This is a genomic window from Bradyrhizobium prioriisuperbiae (genome assembly GCF_032397745.1).
GTDB lineage: Bacteria > Pseudomonadota > Alphaproteobacteria > Rhizobiales > Xanthobacteraceae > Bradyrhizobium_A > Bradyrhizobium_A prioriisuperbiae.
The window spans coordinates 2,392,801-2,413,063 of sequence record NZ_CP135921.1; the positions used below are offsets into that span (position 1 = coordinate 2,392,801).

A 20,263-nucleotide genomic window follows, 5' to 3' on the forward strand; every position below is an offset into this window, starting at 1 on the left:
GCAGATACCGGTTCATGGTTACCAGCCGCCAATCGCGGCACCGCAATTCGATCCCGTTATGTTTAGGGTGAGACTGGCCAGGACGGGGTCAAGTTCATGTGATGACAGGAGGTTTCGATGGTTGAAGTGATATCCGGCGAGGCGAGGCAGGCGGCGCTGGCGGAGCTTCCGGGCTGGTCCCAGGTGAACGGGCGGGATGCCATCGCCAGGACCTTCGTTTTCAAGGATTTCAACGAGGCATTCGGGTTCATGACCCGGGTGGCGCTTGCGGCCGAGAAGCGCGATCACCATCCGGAATGGCGCAATGTCTACAAGACTGTAGAGGTGGTGCTGACGACCCATGATGCGGGCGGCGTCACCACACGCGACATCGAACTGGCCAAAATCATGAACAAGGCGGCCGGTGCTGCGTCCTGAAGTCGCGGCTGCAATCTTGCGATGAACGGACGCGGTCCCCAAGTGTGCGGTGGCGATGGATGCGGACTCCGGTTCCGGCGTCTTCATCTCACTTGATGGAGCGTTGCGATGGGAACCGAACAGACAGCTGATTTCGAGCCGGCCGATCAGCCAGCTCAGGATCGCGCGCGCGTTCGACGAGATCTCTGGGCGAAGATCAAATCGGTGACAGCACAACTGCCGTTCGCCGAGGATTTGCTTGCGGCCTATTACTGCGCCTTCGACCGGCAGACGCCGCGCCATGTGCAGGTGGCGCTGCTCGGCGCGCTCGCCTATTTCATCATGCCGTTCGATTTCATTCCGGACATCATGCCGGTGCTCGGCTTCACCGACGACGCGGCAATTCTCGCCACCGCGATCCAGCTGGTGTCCAGTCACATCCTCCCGGATCATCGTGATGCTGCGCGAGATGCATTGGCGAGGTTGCGCGAGGAGAGTGAATCGAAGGACGCTGCGGCGTAAGCGCAGGGTGTTGACGCAGTGAGAACCGCTGCGTGTCCGCATTTTCAGCGACATGCATTCGTTGTTGGCCCAGGCACTTCACCATTCTCAGCCGTCATGCCCGGCCCTTGGGCCGGGTATCCACGACTTCCTTTGCAGCACCGCCGATAAGGCGTGGATGCCCGCACCAAGTGCGGGCATGACGGCGGAGGGAGCGGAGACGCCTCGACACATCACGCAACATGCGGCGGGCAGTCGCGTGGTGCCTCACCTATCACGGATGCAAAATCACCTTGCCCATCGCCTGGCGGCCGGCCAGCACTTTCAGCGCATCCGCGGTCTGTGCCAGCGGGAAGGTGCGGTCGACATGCGATGAGATCTTGCCCTCCGCGGTCCACTGCACGAGCTTCTGCAGATTGGCGCGGTTCTTCTCCGGATTGAGTTTCGCCCAGGCGCCCCAGAAGACGCCGCGAATGTCGCAGCCTTTCAGCAGCGCAAGGTTGAGCGGGATCTTCGGAATGTCGCCGGCGGCGAAGCCGATCACCAGGAAACGGCCTTCCCAGGACACCGAGCGAAGAGCAGCTTCGGCGTAAGCGCCGCCGACCGGATCGAACACGATATCGACGCCCTTGCCGCCGGTGAGTTTCTTGAGGCCTTCCTTCAAATCTTCCTTGGCGTAATTGAGCGTCAGTTCGGCGCCGTGTTGTTTGGCGAATTCGAGCTTCTCGTCCGATGACGCGCAGGCGATCACCTTCAATCCCATCAGCTTGCCGAGTTCGCATGCCGCAAGGCCGGTGCCGCCGGCGGCTCCCAGGACGGCGAGTGTCTCGCCGGGTTTCGGCCGTGCGCGGTCTTCCAGCGCATGCAGTGCGGTGCCGTAGATGATGATGATGCCGGCGGCACGATCGTAATCAAGGTTGTCGGGAATTTTCACCGCCTGCGCGGCGGGCAGCGCGATCTTTTCGCGTGCGCCATTGTGGCCACACGATGCCACTACCCGGTCGCCGACCTTCAGGTCGGTGACGCCGGCGCCAACGCTCTCGATCAGGCCGGCGACTTCCGCCGCCGGCGAAAACGGGAACGGCGGCTTGATCTGGTATTTGCCCTGGATCATCAGGATGTCGAAGAAGTTCAGCGCCGCCGCCTTGATGGCGATCACAACTTCGCCCGGTGCCGCGACGGGATCCGGGACATCCGCCAGCACGAGGTCATCGGGGCCGCAATACTGAGAACACAAAATGGCTTTCATGGCAGGACACCTGAATCACAAGAGGGACATTGAACCTGAATTCTTCATGGCGGATTTGAGGCCGCGCGACAATCCGGTCATGAGCACTCCGACTATATTGCGAATGTCGGCAGATCGTCGCAACCTGCTTCACAAACAGGCGTTTCCCGGTTATTCCAAGAGTCGGAATATTCGACACTGGCGGATGACGGGGCCATCGCCGAATCTGTCGATACCTGTCTATCTATACCTGGTGCGACGATATCTGGAGCGAGACGCGATGATGTCCATGCGGCAAACACTGACGATGCTTTCAGCGGGCGTGCTGATGTCGGGTGTGCTGTCTGTCGTGGCCGCGCCGCAGGCCGCGCTCGCGCAGAACGCGAAATCCAAATCGTCGAAGCAAGAGGCGGCGACACCAAAGCCCGCCGCGGTCGGCGGCGCGGAGCCGACGCTGATCGGCCAGTTCGGAACATGGGGCGCGTATACGGCCATGCCGAACGGCAAGAAGGTCTGCTTCGCGCTGGCCAAGCCGTCGTCGTCGAAGACCAATCCGCCAAATCGTCCGCGCGATCCGGCCTATGTGTTCATCTCCAGCCGTCCGGCAGAGAAGGTCGTCAACGAAGTCTCCGTGATGATCGGCTATCAGTTGAAGCCGGGCTCGGACTCCGCGCTCGAAATCGGCAGCGCGCGTTATGCGATGTACACCCAGGGCGACGGTCTGTGGATCAAGAATGCGGCCGAAGAGGATCGCATGGTCGAGGCGCTGCGCAAGGGAACTGACGTTACCGTGAAGGGCGTTTCGGCCAAGGGCACCGAGACCACGGACACCTTTTCCCTCAAGGGCCTGGCCCAGGCGCTGGACCGGCTGGCCCAGGATTGCCGCCGTTAACCGTCCCTGGTGTGCTGAACGCGAAGTACCTGCAGTTTCGCGGCAGGCTCTTTCAGGTACTTCGCGTTCAAAAAGCACACCAGAAATCATAAAGTTGCTAGTGTCCTTAACGCTTTGCAAGTTCGTACGGAGCTTGCCTGACATGCTGCGAACTTGCGAAGCTGGACACTAGCCCGGTTGCAAGATTACGGAAAAAAGCTATCTGAAACGGGTATTTCGGGGTAAGCGTTGCGCCGGATACGGTTGCCGGCTCCTTTTGCCCGCCCGACCGCAGGACCAAGTGATCAGATGACCGAGCTATCGCCAGAGGCCATGAAGGCGCGCGAGCCATTGCGCGGCGGCATGCTTTTGGAAAAAACGCCACTGGAATCCTATGTTCCGCCGGCGATGCCGTCGCTGATCGGGCTGTCGCGCACGGAACTGATGGAGAAGCTGGCTGAGGTCGGCGTCGCGGCGCACCAGCGCAAGATGCGGGCCCAGCAGTTGTGGCACTGGATGTATGTCCGTGGTGCGCAGAGCTTCGACGAGATGTCGAACGTGTCGAAGGACATGCGCGCCGAGCTGGCCAAGCATTTCACCGTGGCGCGCCCCGAGATCGTGGCCGAGCAGGTGTCCAGCGACGGCACCCGCAAGTGGCTGCTGCGGCTGCCGAGCGGGCATGCGTCCGAGCGCCCGCACGAGGTCGAGTGCGTCTACATTCCCGAGACTGATCGCGGCACGCTGTGCGTGTCGTCGCAGGTCGGCTGCACCCTGAACTGCTCGTTCTGCCACACCGGCACCCAGCGGCTGGTGCGCAACCTCACCGCCGGCGAGATCGTCGGCCAGGTGATGATCGCGCGCGACCGGCTCAACGACTGGGTCGACCGCGAGACGCCGAACGGCAATCGCCTGGTCACCAATGTGGTGATGATGGGCATGGGCGAGCCGCTGTACAATTTCGATGCGGTGCGCGATGCGTTGCTGATCGTCTCCGACAACGAAGGCATCGGCCTGTCGCGCCGCCGCATCACCCTGTCGACCTCCGGCGTGGTGCCGAACATCGCGCGCACCGGCGACGAGATCGGCGTGATGCTGGCGATCTCGCTGCACGCGGTGCGTGATGAGTTGCGCAACGAGCTGGTGCCGCTGAACCGCAAATATCCGATCGCCGAGCTGCTCGACGCCTGCCGCAATTATCCCGGTGCCTCGAACGCGCGCCGCATCACCTTCGAATACGTGATGCTGAAAGGCGTCAACGATTCGCTCGACGATGCGAGGCTGCTGGTCAAGCTGCTGAAGGGCATTCCGGCGAAGATCAATCTGATCCCGTTCAATCCCTGGCCGGGCAGCCAGTACGAGTGCTCGGACTGGGACCAGATCGAGAAATTCTCCGAATACATCTTCAACGCCGGCTATTCCTCGCCGGTGCGCACGCCGCGCGGCCGCGATATCCTCGCCGCCTGCGGCCAGTTGAAGTCCGAGACCGAAAAACTGTCGGCGCACGAGCGGCAGGCGCTGCGCGCCATGGCGATGACGGACTAAATGGCGCTGGTTGTCCGCATTATTGTCGTGCTGTTCGGCTTCCTGATCGCAAGCTTTGCCGCGGCCGCCGTGGTGATTGGCGCGATCCTGTTTCCCGATCTGAGCGGTCTCGATTTCCAGCTTGACGACAGCACCCTGCAACTGATTGCCGCCTTCGGCTTCATCTTCATCAGCGGCTTTGCGCTGCTGCCGGCGATGCTGATCGCACTGATCACCGAGGCATTCGGCATCCGCAGCCTGCTGGCCTATGCGGTCGGCGGCGCCGTGGTCGGCGCGGCGTGCTATCTGAGCTTGGTGCCGTTCGACACCGCGACCATGTCGTTCAACGGCATCATCCGCCGCGAGCTGGAAGTGATGACCGGCGCCGGCATCGTCGCCGGCTTCGTCTACTGGGTGATCGCCGGCCGCAGGGCCGGGGCGTGGCGTGATGTGCCGCCCGACCAGGCTTCGGCGCGCTGATGACCCGCACGGGGCTTTTTGTGGCGCTCGCGCTGTCGCTCGCCTTTCTGGTGGTGTTCGGACTGCATCCCGAACTCGATCTGAAAATCGCGGCCTGGTTCTACGATCCGGTCACCAAAACCTTCCCGCTGAAATCGAACCTGTTCGCCATTATCGTGCGTGATGTGGTGATGTGGGTGGCCTGGGCGTTCGCGGTGCCCTCGATTATCGCGGTGGCGGTCAAGTTCGCCCGGCCGCTGAAACCGTTGATCATGCCGGGCCGCACCGTCGTTTTCCTGCTGATCACCATCGTGCTGTCTGCCGGCATCCTGTCGAACCTCGTCTTCAAGGGCCATTGGGGGCGTCCGCGTCCAGTGATGGTCGCCGAGTTCAACGGTCCCTGGGAGTTCAAGTCCTGGTATGATCCAAGCGGCGCTTGCCCGAAAAACTGCTCTTTCTTCTCCGGCGAAGGCGCGACCGCGTTCTGGACCTATGCCCCGGCCGCGCTGGCGCCGCCGGCCTGGCGGCCGCTGGCTTATGTCGGCGCCACCCTGTTCGGGCTCGCCACCGGGGGATTGCGGATGGCTTTCGGCGGCCATTTCCTCACCGACGTGCTGGTGTCGGGCCTGGTGCCATTTTTCGTGATTTGGCTGGCTTATGCCCTGATTTACCGCTGGCCGCGGACGCGGCTGACCGACGAAAGGGTCGATGCCACGCTGACCCGGTGGGCGTTGCCGGGCTACCGGTGGCTGCAAAGACTGTTGCGCCGTTAAGGGTTCTGCCTATAGTCCCGCCGAATTGGGACCTGCCGAGAGGGTCGGTCCCCGCCAAATTCCATAGGGTTTTCATGACGAAAGACGTGAAGAAGGTCGTGCTCGCCTACTCCGGGGGCCTCGACACCTCGATCATTCTGAAATGGCTGCAGACCACCTATGGCTGCGAGGTCGTCACCTTCACCGCCGACCTCGGCCAGGGTGAGGAACTGGAGCCGGCGCGCCAGAAGGCGCTGCTGCTCGGCATCAAGCCGGAAAACATCTTCATCGAGGACCTGCGCGAGGAGTTCGTCCGCGACTACGTGTTCCCGATGTTCCGCGCCAATGCGGTGTATGAGGGCCAGTATCTGCTCGGCACTTCGATTGCGCGGCCGCTGATCGCCAAGACGCAGATCAAGATCGCCGAAAAAGTCGGCGCCGACGCGGTGTCTCATGGCGCCACCGGCAAGGGCAACGACCAGGTTCGTTTTGAACTGGGCTATCACGCGTTGCGCCCCGACATCAAAATCATCGCGCCATGGCGCGAGTGGGATCTACGCTCGCGCGAGCAGCTGATCGCATTTGCCGAGGAACACCAGATCCCGATCGCCAAGGACAAGCGCGGCGAGGCGCCGTTCTCGGTCGACGCGAACCTCCTGCACGCGTCCTCCGAAGGCAAGGTGCTGGAAGATCCCGCGCAGGAAGTGCCCGATTACGTTTACTCGCGCACCATCGATCCGGAGAAGGCGCCGGACAAGGCGATCTACATCACCGTCGATTTCGAGAAGGGCGATCCCGTTGCGATCGACGGCAAGAAGCTGTCGCCGGCATCACTGCTGGCGAAGCTTAACGAACTCGGCCACGCCAACGGCATCGGCCGGCTGGATCTGGTCGAGAACCGCTTTGTCGGCATGAAGTCGCGCGGCATGTACGAGACGCCGGGCGGCACCATTCTTCTCGTGGCCCATCGCGGCATCGAGCAGATCACGCTGGATCGCGGCGCGGGGCATCTGAAAGATGAGCTGATGCCGAAGTACGCCGAGCTGATCTACAACGGCTTCTGGTTCTCGCCGGAGCGCGAGATGCTGCAGGCGGCAATCGACAAGAGCCAGGAGTTCGTCACCGGCCAGGTGCGGCTCAAGCTCTACAAGGGCAACGTCATCCTGGTGGGACGCGAGAGCAAGTACTCGCTGTACGATCAGGACCTGGTCACCTTCGAGGAAGGCGCGGTCGCCTACGATCACCGCGATGCCGCCGGCTTCATCAAGCTCAACGCGCTGCGGCTGCGCACGCTGGGCCAGCGCAAGAAGAAGCTGGGGCTGTAATCCCACAATCGTTCCGGAAGCGGCGTGAGCGGCTTTCCGGAACGATGCCGGAGCGTCGATCGCCTTACTTCATGGTCGGCATTACGAAGTCGGCGCCGGTGCGAATGCCGGTCGGCCAGCTGCTGGTGATGGTCTTGAGGCGGGTGTAGAAGCGCACGCCCTCGGGGCCGTGCATGTGATGGTCGCCGAACAGCGATGCCTTCCAGCCGCCGAACGAGTGGAACGCCATCGGCACCGGAATCGGCACGTTGATTCCGACCATACCGACCTTGATGGCATGGGCGAACTCGCGGGCGGTGTCACCGTCGCGGGTGAAGATCGAGGTGCCGTTGCCGAACTCGTGCTCATTGACCATGCGGGCGGCGGTGGCGTAGTCGGGCGCGCGGGCGACCGCGAGCACGGGTCCGAAGATCTCTTCCTTGTAGATCTTCATGTCGGTGGTCACGCCGTCGAACAGCGTTCCGCCGATGAAGTAGCCCTTCTCGTAGCCCTGCATCCTGAAGTCACGGCCGTCGACGACCAGCTTGGCGCCCTCGGTGACGCCGGCGTCGATGTAGCCGCGCACCTTGTCCAGATGCTGCCTGGTGACCAGCGGCCCCATCTCGGCTTCCGGATCCGTGCCCGGTCCGATCTTCAGCGCCCGCACCTTCGGTTCGAGCTTCGCCAACAGCGCCGCGGCGGTGCCTTCGCCCACCGGCACGGCGACCGAGATCGCCATGCAGCGTTCGCCGGCCGAGCCGTAGGCCGCGCCCATCAGGGCGTCGGTGGCGCGGTCCATGTCCGCATCCGGCATGATGATCATGTGATTCTTGGCGCCGCCCAGCGCCTGGCAGCGCTTTCCGGTTTGCGCGGCGGTCTCGTAAATGTAGCGGGCGATCGGTGTCGAGCCGACGAAACTGATGGCCGAGATGTCGGGATGATGCAGCAGCGCATCGACGGTCTCCTTGTCGCCGTGCACGACATTGAAGACACCGTCCGGCAGGCCCGCTTCGGTCAACCATTCGGCGATCAGCAGCGATGCGGAGGGATCGCGCTCGGACGGCTTGAGAATGAAGGTGTTGCCGCAGGCAAGTGCCACGGGGAACATCCACATCGGGACCATGGCCGGGAAATTGAATGGCGTGATGCCGGCGACCACGCCCAGCGGCTGCCGCAGCGCGTGGCTGTCGACGCCGGTGCCGACGCTCTCGGTGATCTCGCCTTTCAGCAACTGAGGTGCGCCGGTCGCGAACTCGACGACTTCCAGACCGCGCTGGATTTCGCCCTTGGCATCGGAGTGCACCTTGCCGTGTTCGGCGGTGATGACATCGGCAAGCCGGTCGATCCGCTCCTCCATGATGCGCAGGAAACGATTGAGGATGCGGGCGCGGCGCAGCGGCGTGGTGGCGGCCCAGCCGGGCGCTGCCTTGTTGGCCGCGGCCACGGCCTCGTTGACGTCGGCGGTGCCGGCGACCGGCGCGGCGCCGGACTGTTCGCCCGTGGCCGGGTTGAATATCGGCGTGGTCCTGCCGCCGCGTCCTGCGATGTGTTTGCCGCCGATATAATGGGTGATCGCCGTGGTCATGTGCCGTGCTCCGTGTGGTTTGGTGCGGTCACCATGGCGCTCGACAGGAATGCACATCAACGCCAAGTATTGCGGTTTCGATGTGCAGAAATTAAAGTCCGGCCTATGGATTGGGATCGCATTCGAATCTTCCTCGACGTGGCGCGGACCGGCCAGATCCTGGGCGCGGCGAAGCGTCTGGGGCTCAACCACGCCACCGTCTCGCGCCAGCTGACGGCGCTCGAGCGGGAGCTGAAAACCAAACTGGTCGAAAGGCACACCACCGGATGCTCGCTGACCGGCGCCGGTGAAGCGCTGCTGGCGGCAGCCGAGCGGGCCGAGTCGGAATTCCTCAAGGTCGGCTCCCAGTTCAAGGGCGCATCCGACACCATCACCGGAACGGTCCGGATCGGCGCGCCTGACGGTCTCGGAAATTATTTCCTCGCCGAGCAACTTGGCGCTCTCGCGACCAAACACTCCGAACTGATGATTCAGCTGGTGCCGCTGCCGCGCACGTTTTCGCTGTCGCGGCGCGAAGCCGATATCGCCATTACTTTGGACCGCCCGAAACAGGGCCGCCTGATCGTCAAGAAGCTGACCGACTACACATTGAGCGTCTATGCCTCAAAGGCCTATCTCAAACGTCACGGACCGATCAGGCAGCAGAGCGATCTGAACGGGCGTCTCTTCGTCACCCATGTGGAAGATTATGTTTATAGCCGCGCGCTGGATTATGCAGCGACGCTGGGCAAAGTGATGACCTGGCACTATGAGTGCGGCAGCGTGGTCGCGCAGATGGAAGCGGTCCGTGCCGGTCATGGCGTGGGAATCCTGCACGACTACGCCGCGCGTCGTTATCCGGAGCTCGAACCGCTGTTGCCGGATATCCGGTTCACTCGAAGCTATTGGTTGGTGTCCCATCCCGACACCCACGAGTCGCGTCGGGTGTCCGAGGTCTATGACCATGTCGTCGCGCGCGTTCGTGCCGCCCGGGGCGATTTCGGTGTTGCGTAGTGCTCAGAGCGTGGTGCGCCCTATCACGCGCCGAGCTTTTCCGCGCTGAAGGCTGATGTCGTATAAGGCACCGTCAGCTCGGGTTTGCCTGCCAGCGTTGGTTCAGACGCAATCAGATCCCGCAGCTGCGCAACGACATTTGCCTCCTGGTCGGCAGGCAGGGCCGCGATGAAGCTGGTCGAGCGCACCCGGTTGATGATGACATCCTCCGGCGTTCCGGTGTGGCCGTGCGGAAAGATATCTTCATGCAGCGGACCGAATCCCGCGTGTGGAAACACCTTCTTCCACGCTCCGCTGGCATAGCGCGGCGCATCGCCTTCATGCTGATTGATGATGCGGGTGAGCTTGGCGATCCAGGCGACGCTCTCGTCGCGCACGTTCCAGATCAGGCCGAGCTTGCCGCCCGGTTTCAGCACGCGATGGATTTCTGTCAGTGCGGCCGATGTCGCGAACCAGTGGAAGGCTTGCGCGCAGGTCACCGCGTCGACGGAGGCGTCGGGCAGCGGGATGGCCTCGGCGGTGCCGGAGAGCGCTTCGACCTCGGGCAGCGTGTGCGAGAGTTTCTCGCGCATCTGCGTTACCGGCTCCACGGCGATGACATGCGCGCCGGTCTTCGCGAGATAGGCCGTGAACTTTCCGGTGCCGGCACCGAGATCGACCACTGTCTTGCCGGTGCCGAGGCCGAGCCGCTGCTGCAGCCAGTTGAGAACATCAGCGGGATAATCCGGCCGTCCCCGTGCATATTCGTCAGCCTTGGCGGCAAAACCGTCGGATGCGGAGTGATGGATCGCAGAGGTGGTCGTGCTCATGGTGCGTCTCCTGTGGCTGGCGCCGGACCCATGCACCACGCTTGTTTGACGCTCCAATCACAAATCGGGGATCTGCGTCATGCCGATGCCGATCGCCGCTCTGTCACAAACGCCACCAGTGCGATCGCCGGCAGCGCCAGGCCGATCCAGGAGGCGAGCACCCAGCCGCCGTGCACGAAGGCCCAGCCGCCAAGGGCGGAACCGACGGCTGCGGCGCTGAAGAATGACGCCATATAGAGGCCGTTGAGCCGGCTGCGGGACTCAGGTCCAAGCGCGAAGATGGCGCGGGATCCCAGCACGAAATTTCCCTGGACGCCGAAGTCGATCAGGATGCCGGCCACCACCAGCAGCGCCAATGCCAGCGTCGAACCGGGCGGCGCGATGTGGGTGATGAGATAGGCCAGCGCAACCGCCAGGATCGCTACTGCCGTAGCTGTGCGGCTCCAGCCGCGATCCGCCACGCGGCCGGCGATTGGTGCGGCGATGACGCCGGCCACGCCGGCAAGCGCGAACAGCGCGATGCCACGCTGCGACAGGCCGAACTCCGGGCCTGCGAGTAGCAGTGGAGTCACGGTCCAGAACATGCTGAACGATGCAAACAGCAGCGCCTGATACAGGGCGCGCCGCTGCAGCACCGGCGTGGTCAGCGCGAGGCGCAGCATCGACGCCAGCAGCGCGCCATAGTGCAGCCGGGCCACCGGCGCACGCGGGGGCAACGCACGTCCCAGCACGATCGCCAGCATCACCATCACGCCGGCCGAAAGCAGGAACACGGTTTGCCATGCGGAGATGGCTGTCAGAAAGCTTGCCAGCGGACGCGCCGCCAGAATGCCGAGCATCAGTCCGGTGGCCACGTCGCCGACCACCCGGCCACGGATGGCTTCAGGGGCAAGATGCGCCGCATAGGGAATGATGATCTGGATCGCGACCGAGCCGAGCCCGATGAACAGTGAGGCGATCAGGAAGGGGAGCGGATGCGTTGAACACGCCGCGCCCAGCAACGCTAGCGCACCGACGCCGAGGGCGATGCAGATCAGCCGGCGATTTTCCAGGAGGTCGCCGAGCGGCACGATCAGCAGCAGTCCGGTGACATAGCCGACCTGTGTCATGGTGACGATCAGTCCCGCTTTGTCCAGCGAGAGCCCGAGTGCGGCACTGATCGGCCCGATCAGCGGCTGAGCGTAATAGATGTTGCCGACAATCAGGCCGCAGGCCAGCGCGAGCAACAAAGTCAGCCGGCGCGATATCATGCCTTGATCGGGCGGGACATCGGCGCTCGTGGTGATCGTCGTCATCAGGTTACTCCAAATAGCTATCTGAATTGAGGCTGCGTCCTGGTTTGGTTTGCACTCAGGCGAGCATCTTCATGGCGGTGTCGACCAGGGCGTCGCCGTCGAGATGGGCGCGCGCCTTGCCGACCACGCGCAGGCCCTGGGTCAGGCAAATCAAGGTGCGCGCGGCGATGTCAGCGTCGATATGTGCCGGGATCGAACCGTCGGCCTGACCCTGACGGATGAGGTCGGTGAGAAAGGCTTCATTCGCCTTCAACGATTCAGCGACGCGGGTGGCGACCACGGGATCGCGTGCTGCAAGCTCGATGGTCGAACTGACCACCAGACAACCGCGCCGGCCTTCGATGCCTTGCGAAGCGCCGGCATAAGAAAGCAGCACATTGCGCAGCCGCTCGCGACCGGATGCACCAACGGCGGCGGCGCCCCGAGTCTCAGCCGTGCGTCGTGCTGCGTAACGATCGAACGCGGCGAGGAACACCGCGTGCTTGTCCTTGAAGGCCTTGTAGATGCTGCCCGACGCGAGCTTCATCGCCTCGGCCAGATCGCCGATGGAGGTGGCGTGATAGCCGCGCTCGCGGAACACCCGCACGGCCCGGTCCAGCGCCTCATCCATGTCGAATTCGCGGGGACGGCCCGGGCCACGGGTCTCGGGGGTAATTGTTTGCATTCACTCCTAATAGGGAATGACCATTTCCAAATCAAGTGAAAATCATCGGGCACCGATAGAAATGACCAGGACGGATGTCCCGGCGATAGCCATGTCGAGATTCCGCGGATCAGCGGCGCGCGTGGCAGGCCCGAACTGCTTCTCAAAACGACCTTCTCAGCAGCGCGCTAGATAATGCCTTCAAGCTCATCCGGGCGAGCGACAAGTATTTTTCTACACCCGCCCGCGGCGGCTTCTTCCGACGTGCCGAACGGAAAAACGGCACTGATCAGGCCGCGTCGGCCATCCACAGACGCCATGAACCTCCACTCGACTCCGCTCGCACCTCCGCTCTGGCTCTCATAGATCGTGCTGGTTCCGGGGCGATAAATGACGATATTCGCCATGACACTCTCGCTGGCCTTGGTGGGTTGGGTGGGCGTGACGTCGTGCCCATCCAAATGGTGTCGACTACCTGGCAATGGGTTCGGAGAATGGCTTGCTTTATTCGACGGCGTTGGTCCGGCTGTACGTCAGCACGTGCTTGTGGTGCTGAGCATCTCCCAAATGAGAATGGCCGGGACATATGTCCCGGCCATTGCCGTGTGGTGATCCCGTGCCTCAGCGGCGCGGCGGCGCGGTGCCCGGAGGCGGTGGCGGCAGCGAGCCGTTCTGGCCTGTCAGCAGCGGTGTGATGCGGCGGACGGTGACACGCCGGTTCAAGCGCTCCGGTCCGTCGGTCGGCACCTTCAGATACTGCTCGCCATAACCCTGCGATGTCAGGTTTTCCGCGGGCACCTGGAATTGCTGGGTCAGCAGGTTGGCGGCGGATTCCGCGCGGCGATCCGACAGCGACAGGTTGTCGACGTCGTTGCCGACCGCGTCAGTGTGCCCTTCGATCAGGAACACCTCGCGCGGATTGCGCGAGATTGCGCGATTGAGACCGTCCGCGATCACTTGCAGCTTCGACGCCTGGTCCGCCGAAATGTCAGACGAGCCGGTTTCGAAGGTGATTGTGTCGAGATCGATGCTCGGCATGCGCTGGCGCACCGACGGGCTGTAGCGGATTTCATCGAGCGAGTAACGACGTTCGATGCGTTCCACCGGCGGCGCGATCATGGTGTCATAGATCAAGTCCGGCGATGCGCGATCGGCGTCGACGATGTAGCGATCCGCGGGGATGCGAAGCACCGGCGGCGGCAGCGCGACGAAGAAGCCGCCGATCGCAGCCCGATCGCGATAGCTGTTGTCGATGATGATGATCTCGCGGCCTTCGCGGTCGCGACGGATCCGGCGCAGCAAGCCGCCGTCCGAACCGGTCACGGTGATGATCTGCGAACCGTCGGGACGGATGATCACGGTGCGGGTGTCATTGCCCTGCCGCTGCACCTGCACGTCGCGGGCGCCGTAGCGGAAGCGGTCGAACTCGTCGTGGCGAATGTACGACTGTCCGCCCGGATCCTGGATGATGACGCGCCCCGGCTCGCGGATGATGGTGCGTCCGCCTTCCTGCGTCTGCTGACGCTGGCCGCGGAAGTCCTCGAGCCGGCCTCCGCCACGCGGCCCAGTGGCCGGCAGCGGCGTGATGGCAGCAGGGGCTCCGGCGGTTGGCGCCGCAATGGACGGCAGCGGTGCAGCCACGGTCGGTGCGGGCGCCGATGCGGGCGTCCCTGGCGGCAGGCCGGGCGGCGGTCCGCGCCGCTCGGTGCGCGGTCCGCCGGGCGCACCCGGTGTCGGGGCAGCACCGGGCGCCGGCGCGAAGCCGGTGCCGGGAGCGGCCCCTGGCGTTGCGGCTGGAGCTGTACTTGGCGTTGTACTTGGAACTGCACCCGGAGCCGCGGTGGGAGGCGTGCCGGGTGCCGGAGGCGTTGCGGCCGGACGTGCTCCCGGTGCTGGAGCAGCATTCGGAGCTGCTGCTGGAGGTGTAGCGGGTCCACCGGCTGCCGGTGGGGCGCCGGGTGCGGGGCGTTGCGGCGTGACATCGCGAACGCCCGGCGCGCCCGGAGGTGCATTCTCGGGCCGGCGGCCAGGAGGCCGTTCGGCTGCGGGAGGTGCGCCTGGAGGCGTTGCGCCTGGCGCTGACGCCGCTGGTGGTGCTGCAGGCGGAGTAGGCGCAGGCGCTGCCTTGGGTGCGGCCGCCGGAGGTGGCGGAGGCGGCGCGGCAGGCGCGGCCTTCGGTGCTGCGGCTGGTGGTGGCGGAGGAGGTGGTGCTGCCTTCGGAGCCTGGGGCGGCGGCGGAGCGGCCGGTCGTGCCGGAGGTTCGGCATGCGGCTGCGCAGGCGCCGCCGGAGGTGCGGGCGGTCGCGCGACCGGAGGTGGCGGCGGAGGCGGAGCCTTCGGTGCAGCAGCAGGCGGCGGTGGTGGCGGAGGCGCAGCAGGACGCGGCGGCGGAGCAGCGGCCGGTGGGGGAGGCGGTGGTGGTGCCGGATGTGCAGCCGGGGGCGGTGGTGGAGGCGCCGCTTTTGGCGCAGCGGGAGGAGCCGCCTTCGGCGGAGCTGCAGGTTGCTTCTTCTCGCCTTCCGCGGGCGCTGGCGCCGGCTGGAATTGCGCGAGGACGATCGGCGCATTCTGTGCGTGCGCGACGATCGATGTGATGGGCACGATCGAGATCGCCGAGGTGGCAAGAAGAGCAAGACGGAGCTTTGTCATGTCGAGATTGTCCCGGAAAAATGTCTGACAAAAATAGTTTCGGTTCGCCGAAGCGGTTCGGCATGAACGATCAACGACTAATCATTAGGCCGGAATGTGGCAGTGACCAAACGCTATCGGGACTTTATTTTGCGCATCTCCCGGAACCAATGCGCGCTTATTCAGCCGGCATTCACACCATGGTCCGCGGTTGCTGTGGCGATGGCGGCGTGACATCGGGGCGCGATGGTGGAAATTCCTGGGGCTGTTCGGGCTCCGCTGGATCGTCGACCACAGGTGGAATCTCCGGCCGCGGCTGCCCTGGAGGCTGCTCACGCGGAGGCTCGCGGGGCGTGCCCGGTGTCGGCGGCGGCACCTCCGGCGGATCTTGTTTCGGATGCTCGGGTGTGATGGGTGTCATGGCGTATTAACGGTCGAGCCCATCTTGCGTTCCAGAGTCCGCAATGCTGACAAGACGTCCGCACGAGGGCCGATCTGCAATGATCATTGCCGGCGACGACGACGGGAGCACAAAATGCCGCTTGCCTACTGGTGTGTGTTGATCACGGCCATTCTGCCGATCGCTATCGTGAGCTTCGCCAAGGCCGGTGGCGGCGGAGACAATCACGATCCGCGTGCCGGAATCGACAGCCTGCCAGACCGGCAGCGCCGCGGTTATTTCGCGCATCTCAACGCCTACGAGAATTTCCCGTTCTTCGCGGTTGCCGTTGTTGTCGCTGTTACGATGGGGGCGCCGATCCACATCGTGAATATTCTGGCGGTCATCTATGTGGCACTGCGGATCGCGCACGCGCTGCTTTATATCGGCAACATTCCAACAGCCCGCTCGCTGGTGTTCCTGGCGGGTTATCTCGTCAACATCGCGATCTTCGTGCTGCCGGCGTTCAAATAGTTCGGGAGAGCTAGCCCGGCGCGTGGCACACGGCCTCGATATTATGTCCGTGGGGATCGCGCACGAAAGCGCCGTAATAGTTGGGATGATAGTGCGCCCGGATACCCGGCGCGCCGTTGTCGCGGCCGCCGGCTGCGATGGCTGCCGCGTGGAAGGCGTCCACCATGGCGCGGCTCTTGGCCACGATCGCGACGTGCAGCGGCTTGTCGATGCCACCTTCGCCGCCGATCCAGAAATCCGGCTTGCCGTCCGCGCCGAAGCCGGCGGCGGGCGCGTCGGCCTCGTTCTGCCGAACCTCCATCATCAGCACATAGCCCAGCGGCGCGAGCGCCTGGACATAGAATGCCTTGGCCCGGTCGTAGTCGGATACGGGAAAGCCGATGTGGTCGATCATGAAATGCGTCTCCTGTCGAAACGGAAGAGCGCGCATCAGAATCGAATCAGGCAAGACCTGCAAGAGCGCTTATTGCCACGCAGATCGCCACCGCTGAGGAGCAATCGGTGTTGTGCCGTGTCTCACGCCTCAGATCTGGCGTTCGACCATCTTCAGCTTGAGATCGGCGATGGCTTCCGAGGGGTTGAGGCCCTTCGGGCAGGCCTTGGCGCAATTCAGGATGGTGTGGCAGCGATAGAGCCGGAACGGATCCTCGAGATTGTCGAGGCGCTCGCCGGTGGCTTCATCGCGGCTGTCCTTCACCCAGCGGCTGGCCTGCAGCAGTGCGGCCGGGCCGAGGAAGCGGTCGCTGTTCCACCAGTAGCTCGGGCATGAGGTCGAGCAGCAGGCGCAGAGAATGCACTCGTAGAGACCGTCCAGCTTCTGGCGGTCTTCCGGAGTCTGCTTCCATTCCTTCTGCGGGGTCGGGCTCGTGGTGTGCAGCCACGGTTCGATCGAGGCGTACTGCGCATAGAAGTTGGTGAGATCCGGCACCAGGTCCTTCACCACCGGCTGGTGCGGCAGCGGCTTGACGTTGACGGCGCCGCCGTCGACATCGTGCATCGACTTGGTGCAGGCCAGCGTGTTCTGGCCATCGATGTTCATGGCGCAGGAGCCGCAGACGCCTTCGCGGCAGGAGCGTCGAAACGTGAGCGTCGGGTCGATGTTGTTCTTGATCCAGATCAGGCCGTCCAGCACCATCGGACCGCAGTCGGCGGTGTCGACATAATAGGTGTCGATGCTGGGGTTTTTGCCGTCGTCCGGATTCCAGCGGTAGATCTTGTACTCGCGCAATTCGCTCGTGGTCTCCGGCTTCGGCCAGGTCTTGCCGCCGGTGATTTTCGAGTTTTTCGGAAGTGAGAATTCAACCATTGATCTCGAGCCTTCTGGGAATGCGCTAATTAGTCAAGGTGCAGCTTGGGTGACGTCAGCCTTGGGAGACATTTGCCTTAGTAAACGCGGGCCTTCGGCGGGATATACTGCACGTCGTTGGTCATGGTGTAGTCATGCACCGGGCGGTATTCGATCGTGGAATTGCCACGGTCGTCGAGCCACGCCAGCGTATGCTTCATCCAGTTCTTGTCGTCGCGCGCCGAGAAATCCTCGCGCGCATGGGCGCCGCGGCTCTCGGTGCGGTTGGCGGCGGAGTCCATCGTGACCACCGCCTGCGAAATCAGGTTGTCGAATTCCAGGGTCTCCACCAGATCGGAATTCCACACCAGTGAACGGTCGCTGGTGCCGACATCACCGATGCCGCCATAGACCTTGTGGATCAGGTCCTTGCCTTCGTGCAGCACGTCGCCGGTGCGGAACACGGCGCAGTTGGTCTGCATCACCTTCTGCATGTTGGCGCGCAGTTTCGCGGTTGGCGTGCCGCCGGAGGCGTTGCGGAAATGATCCAGCCGGCCCAGCGCCATATCCGCCGAGTTCGACGGCAGATCCGGCTGCGAGGCGTTCGGTGTCAGCTTCTCGGCGCAGCGCAGCGCCGCGGCGCGGCCGAACACCACGAGGTCGATCAGCGAGTTGGAGCCGAGACGATTGGCGCCATGCACCGACACGCAGGCGGCTTCGCCCACCGCCATCAGGCCGGGCACCACTGCATTGTCGTCGCCGTTCTTCTTGGTGACGACTTCGGCGTGGAAGTTCGTAGGTATGCCGCCCATGTTGTAATGCACCGTCGGCACGATCGGGATCGGCTGACGGGTGACGTCGACATTGGCGAAGATCTTCGCCGATTCGGAAATGCCGGGCAGGCGTTCGTGCAGCACCTTGGGATCGAGATGATCGAGGTGCAGGAAGATGTGGTCCTTGCTCTTGCCCACGCCGCGGCCTTCGCGGATCTCGATGGTCATGGCGCGCGAGACGACGTCGCGCGAGGCCAGATCCTTCGCAGACGGCGCATACCGCTCCATGAAGCGCTCGCCTTCGGAATTGACCAGATAACCGCCTTCGCCGCGGGCGCCCTCGGTGACCAGGCAGCCGGAGCCGTAGATGCCGGTCGGGTGGAACTGGACGAACTCCATGTCCTGCAGCGGCAGTCCGACGCGCAGCGCCATGGCGTTGCCGTCGCCGGTGCAGGTGTGCGCCGAAGTGCACGACGCATAGGCGCGGCCGTAGCCGCCGGTGGCGAGAATGGTGGTCTGGGCCCGGAAGCGATGCAGCGTGCCGTCGTCGAGCTTCAGCGCGATCACGCCGCGGCACACGCCCTGATCGTCCATGATCAGGTCGATGGCGAAGAACTCGATGTAGAATTCAGCCGAATGGCGCAGTGCCTGGCCGTACATGGTGTGCAGCATGGCGTGGCCGGTGCGGTCGGCGGCGGCGCAGGTGCGCTGCGCCTGGCTCTTGCCGTAGTCGATGGTCATGCCGCCGAACGGGCGCTGGTAGATCTTGCCGTCCTCGGTGCGCGAGAACGGCACGCCCCAGTGCTCGAGCTCGTAGACGGCTTCCGGCGCGTTGCGCACCAGGTATTCGATGGAATCCTGGTCGCCCAGCCAGTCCGACCCCTTCACGGTGTCGTACATGTGCCAGCGCCAGTCGTCCTTGTGCATGTTGCCGAGTGAGGCGGAGATGCCGCCCTGCGCCGCAACCGTGTGCGAGCGGGTCGGAAACACCTTGGTGATGCAGGCGGTGCGCAGACCAGCCTCGCTGCAGCCGACCACGGCGCGCAGGCCGGCGCCGCCGGCGCCAACCACGACAACGTCATAGGTGTGGTCTTCGATCGGATAGGCGTGGCCGTTGGTGGCAGGACCACTCTTGCCGTTTGCGCCGTTGCCAGTGGCGGCCATGCGCTACACTCCAGATGAAAGTTTGATGATGGCGTAGATCGAGGCAAGTCCAACCGCGATCGAGAAGAAATTGTTGGCGATCACCGAGAGCAGCTTGAGCTTCTCGTCGTGCACGTAGTCCTCGATCACCACCTGCATCCCGATTTTCATGTGCCAGCAGCTGGCGACGATGAACAGCATCATGATGATCGCGATCAGCGGCGAGCCCAGGATCTGTGCTGCAGCGGCATGATTGCGCCCGAGCAGCGTCATGATGATGACGACCACCGGGATGAACAGCAGCAGCAACGCGAGCGCGGTCAGGCGCTGGCGCCAGAAGTCGGAGGTGCCGGAATGTGCGGCGCCAAGCCCGCGCACGCGCGCGATCGGGGTGCGGATCGATTTGACGGTGGATTTTCCAGCCTGGCTCATCGGCCGCCTCCCACTGCATAGGCGACGACCCACACCAGAAGGGTCAATGAAATCGAGCCGATCAGCACCGCGCGGGTGAGCCATTCGCGCTCCGTCGGGCCGAAACCGTAGCCCAGGTCCCACACGAAATGCCGCAGGCCGCCCAGCATGTGATGCAGCAGTGCCCAAGTGTAGCCGAACAGAATGAGACGGCCGATCCAGCTCTGGGTGAAGCCTTGGATGTTGGCATAGGCGGTCGGACCGGACGCGGTGGCAATCAGCCACCAGGCCATCAGCAGGGTGCCGACATAGAGCGCGATACCGGTGATGCGATGAACGATGGACAGCGCCATCGTCAGCGTCCAGCGGTACGTCAGGAACGGCGAAAGCGGACGGTTTGTTTGGACTGTCATCGATGTCTTTTTGAGTTGCAGGCCGCGCGCAGGTCCAAAGGCGGGTGATGATATCGGGTGGGCCGACGGCGCTGGGCGGCTGGATAGAGCAATTCTATTTACGGAGTCACTGGATTGAGCGCAACGCAGAAATGATGATGCCGCGAACGCGAGTTCATAGCTTGCATTTTGCTGGTATACCAGCAAATTCCGGCGATAGCGCAAAGCAATGACGCTTGTGTTGTGAAGCATGATTCATCTCGTGACACTGCCGTTCGCATGCCGCGAAGTGGAGCGTTGTCCGAGGTGCGATAACGACACTGCGCATTTTGGTCCCGCATGGCGGCGCGCACAATGCGGA

At 63.7% G+C, this 20,263-nt stretch carries 24 protein-coding genes; 11 read left to right on the top strand and 13 right to left on the bottom strand.

Going from position 1 to position 20,263, the window contains the following annotated elements; genetic code table 11:
• Positions 1-117 precede the first annotated feature (117 nt).
• Together RS897_RS11230 and RS897_RS11235 are read left to right on the top strand one after the other, a co-directional pair.
• A complete protein-coding gene (locus RS897_RS11230) occupies positions 118-417 on the top strand; it encodes a 4a-hydroxytetrahydrobiopterin dehydratase (protein WP_315836626.1) in 300 nt (99 codons plus the stop codon).
• A 108-nt stretch (positions 418-525) separates the two neighbouring features.
• On the top strand, positions 526-918 hold the full coding sequence (locus RS897_RS11235) for a YkvA family protein (protein ID WP_315836627.1): 393 nt from the start codon (positions 526-528) through the stop codon (positions 916-918).
• Between the two features lie 253 nt (positions 919-1,171).
• On the opposite strand, the gene RS897_RS11240 is transcribed toward RS897_RS11235, so the two are convergent.
• Positions 1,172-2,146 (bottom strand): NADPH:quinone oxidoreductase family protein, encoded by a 975-nt coding sequence (locus RS897_RS11240; RefSeq protein ID WP_315836628.1) that lies wholly within the window; start codon positions 2,144-2,146, stop codon positions 1,172-1,174.
• A gap of 286 nt (positions 2,147-2,432) precedes the next feature.
• Between RS897_RS11240 and RS897_RS11245 the strand changes: the two genes are divergently transcribed.
• From RS897_RS11245 to RS897_RS11265, 5 genes are all read left to right on the top strand, one after another.
• A complete protein-coding gene (locus RS897_RS11245; protein WP_315838596.1) occupies positions 2,433-3,017 on the top strand; it encodes an invasion associated locus B family protein in 585 nt (194 codons plus the stop codon).
• A gap of 342 nt (positions 3,018-3,359) precedes the next feature.
• Positions 3,360-4,538, top strand: a complete 1,179-nt coding sequence (rlmN, locus tag RS897_RS11250; protein WP_315838597.1) for a dual-specificity RNA methyltransferase RlmN — start codon at positions 3,360-3,362, stop codon at positions 4,536-4,538.
• Entirely contained in the window at positions 4,539-4,997 is a 459-nt protein-coding gene (locus RS897_RS11255) for a hypothetical protein (protein WP_315836629.1), read from the top strand.
• The gene (locus RS897_RS11260) at positions 4,997-5,749 is read left to right on the top strand and encodes a phosphatase PAP2 family protein (protein ID WP_315836630.1); all 753 of its coding nucleotides are present in this window, start codon (positions 4,997-4,999) and stop codon (positions 5,747-5,749) included. The genes RS897_RS11255 and RS897_RS11260 overlap by 1 nt, the downstream gene beginning before the upstream one ends.
• Positions 5,750-5,823: 74 nt before the next feature.
• Positions 5,824-7,053, top strand: a complete 1,230-nt coding sequence (locus RS897_RS11265) for an argininosuccinate synthase (protein WP_315836631.1) — start codon at positions 5,824-5,826, stop codon at positions 7,051-7,053.
• A gap of 64 nt (positions 7,054-7,117) precedes the next feature.
• Here RS897_RS11265 and RS897_RS11270 read toward each other — a convergent pair whose 3' ends face one another.
• The gene (locus RS897_RS11270) at positions 7,118-8,617 is read right to left on the bottom strand and encodes a CoA-acylating methylmalonate-semialdehyde dehydrogenase (RefSeq protein ID WP_315836632.1); all 1,500 of its coding nucleotides are present in this window, start codon (positions 8,615-8,617) and stop codon (positions 7,118-7,120) included.
• Positions 8,618-8,722: 105 nt separating this feature from the next.
• Here RS897_RS11270 and RS897_RS11275 point away from each other — a divergent pair, with 105 nt between their 5' ends.
• Positions 8,723-9,610: a LysR family transcriptional regulator gene (locus tag RS897_RS11275; RefSeq protein WP_315836633.1), complete on the top strand. Its 888-nt coding sequence runs from the start codon at positions 8,723-8,725 to the stop codon at positions 9,608-9,610.
• Between the two features lie 23 nt (positions 9,611-9,633).
• Here the strand turns inward: RS897_RS11275 and RS897_RS11280 are convergent, their stop codons facing one another.
• The 5 genes from RS897_RS11280 to RS897_RS11300 all read right to left on the bottom strand — a co-directional run bounded on the left by RS897_RS11280 (position 9,634) and on the right by RS897_RS11300 (position 13,998).
• Positions 9,634-10,419, bottom strand: coding sequence for a class I SAM-dependent methyltransferase (locus RS897_RS11280; RefSeq protein ID WP_315836634.1), 786 nt, complete (start codon positions 10,417-10,419; stop codon positions 9,634-9,636).
• Between the two features lie 77 nt (positions 10,420-10,496).
• Positions 10,497-11,714, bottom strand: coding sequence for an MFS transporter (locus RS897_RS11285; RefSeq protein ID WP_315836635.1), 1,218 nt, complete (start codon positions 11,712-11,714; stop codon positions 10,497-10,499).
• Positions 11,715-11,769: 55 nt separating this feature from the next.
• Complete coding sequence (locus RS897_RS11290) at positions 11,770-12,378, bottom strand: TetR/AcrR family transcriptional regulator (protein WP_315836636.1); 609 nt, start codon at positions 12,376-12,378, stop codon at positions 11,770-11,772.
• Positions 12,379-12,545: 167 nt separating this feature from the next.
• Complete coding sequence (locus tag RS897_RS11295; RefSeq protein WP_315836637.1) at positions 12,546-12,764, bottom strand: hypothetical protein; 219 nt, start codon at positions 12,762-12,764, stop codon at positions 12,546-12,548.
• Positions 12,765-12,978: 214 nt separating this feature from the next.
• Positions 12,979-13,998, bottom strand: coding sequence for an OmpA family protein (locus RS897_RS11300; protein ID WP_315836638.1), 1,020 nt, complete (start codon positions 13,996-13,998; stop codon positions 12,979-12,981).
• Positions 13,999-14,162: 164 nt separating this feature from the next.
• Here RS897_RS11300 and RS897_RS11305 point away from each other — a divergent pair, with 164 nt between their 5' ends.
• Entirely contained in the window at positions 14,163-14,285 is a 123-nt protein-coding gene (locus tag RS897_RS11305; protein WP_315836639.1) for a hypothetical protein, read from the top strand.
• A gap of 321 nt (positions 14,286-14,606) precedes the next feature.
• Positions 14,607-14,951 carry a hypothetical protein gene (locus RS897_RS11310; protein WP_315836640.1) on the top strand — a complete coding sequence of 115 codons (345 nt, stop codon included), beginning with the start codon at positions 14,607-14,609 and terminating at the stop codon, positions 14,949-14,951.
• Positions 14,952-15,178: 227 nt separating this feature from the next.
• On the opposite strand, the gene RS897_RS11315 is transcribed toward RS897_RS11310, so the two are convergent.
• A complete protein-coding gene (locus RS897_RS11315; protein ID WP_315836641.1) occupies positions 15,179-15,406 on the bottom strand; it encodes a hypothetical protein in 228 nt (75 codons plus the stop codon).
• A 114-nt stretch (positions 15,407-15,520) separates the two neighbouring features.
• Here RS897_RS11315 and RS897_RS11320 point away from each other — a divergent pair, with 114 nt between their 5' ends.
• Positions 15,521-15,898, top strand: a complete 378-nt coding sequence (locus RS897_RS11320) for an MAPEG family protein (RefSeq protein ID WP_315836642.1) — start codon at positions 15,521-15,523, stop codon at positions 15,896-15,898.
• Between the two features lie 10 nt (positions 15,899-15,908).
• Here the strand turns inward: RS897_RS11320 and RS897_RS11325 are convergent, their stop codons facing one another.
• From RS897_RS11325 to sdhC, 5 genes are all read right to left on the bottom strand, one after another.
• Complete coding sequence (locus RS897_RS11325; RefSeq protein ID WP_315836643.1) at positions 15,909-16,292, bottom strand: VOC family protein; 384 nt, start codon at positions 16,290-16,292, stop codon at positions 15,909-15,911.
• Between the two features lie 129 nt (positions 16,293-16,421).
• Positions 16,422-17,204, bottom strand: coding sequence for a succinate dehydrogenase iron-sulfur subunit (locus tag RS897_RS11330; protein ID WP_315836644.1), 783 nt, complete (start codon positions 17,202-17,204; stop codon positions 16,422-16,424).
• Positions 17,205-17,281: 77 nt separating this feature from the next.
• Positions 17,282-19,120 (bottom strand): succinate dehydrogenase flavoprotein subunit, encoded by a 1,839-nt coding sequence (gene sdhA / locus RS897_RS11335; RefSeq protein WP_315836645.1) that lies wholly within the window; start codon positions 19,118-19,120, stop codon positions 17,282-17,284.
• Between the two features lie 3 nt (positions 19,121-19,123).
• Positions 19,124-19,531, bottom strand: coding sequence for a succinate dehydrogenase, hydrophobic membrane anchor protein (sdhD, locus tag RS897_RS11340; RefSeq protein ID WP_315836646.1), 408 nt, complete (start codon positions 19,529-19,531; stop codon positions 19,124-19,126).
• Positions 19,528-19,923, bottom strand: coding sequence for a succinate dehydrogenase, cytochrome b556 subunit (gene sdhC, locus RS897_RS11345; RefSeq protein ID WP_315836647.1), 396 nt, complete (start codon positions 19,921-19,923; stop codon positions 19,528-19,530). Before sdhC ends, sdhD begins: the two co-directional genes overlap by 4 nt.
• Positions 19,924-20,263: the final 340 nt, after the last annotated feature.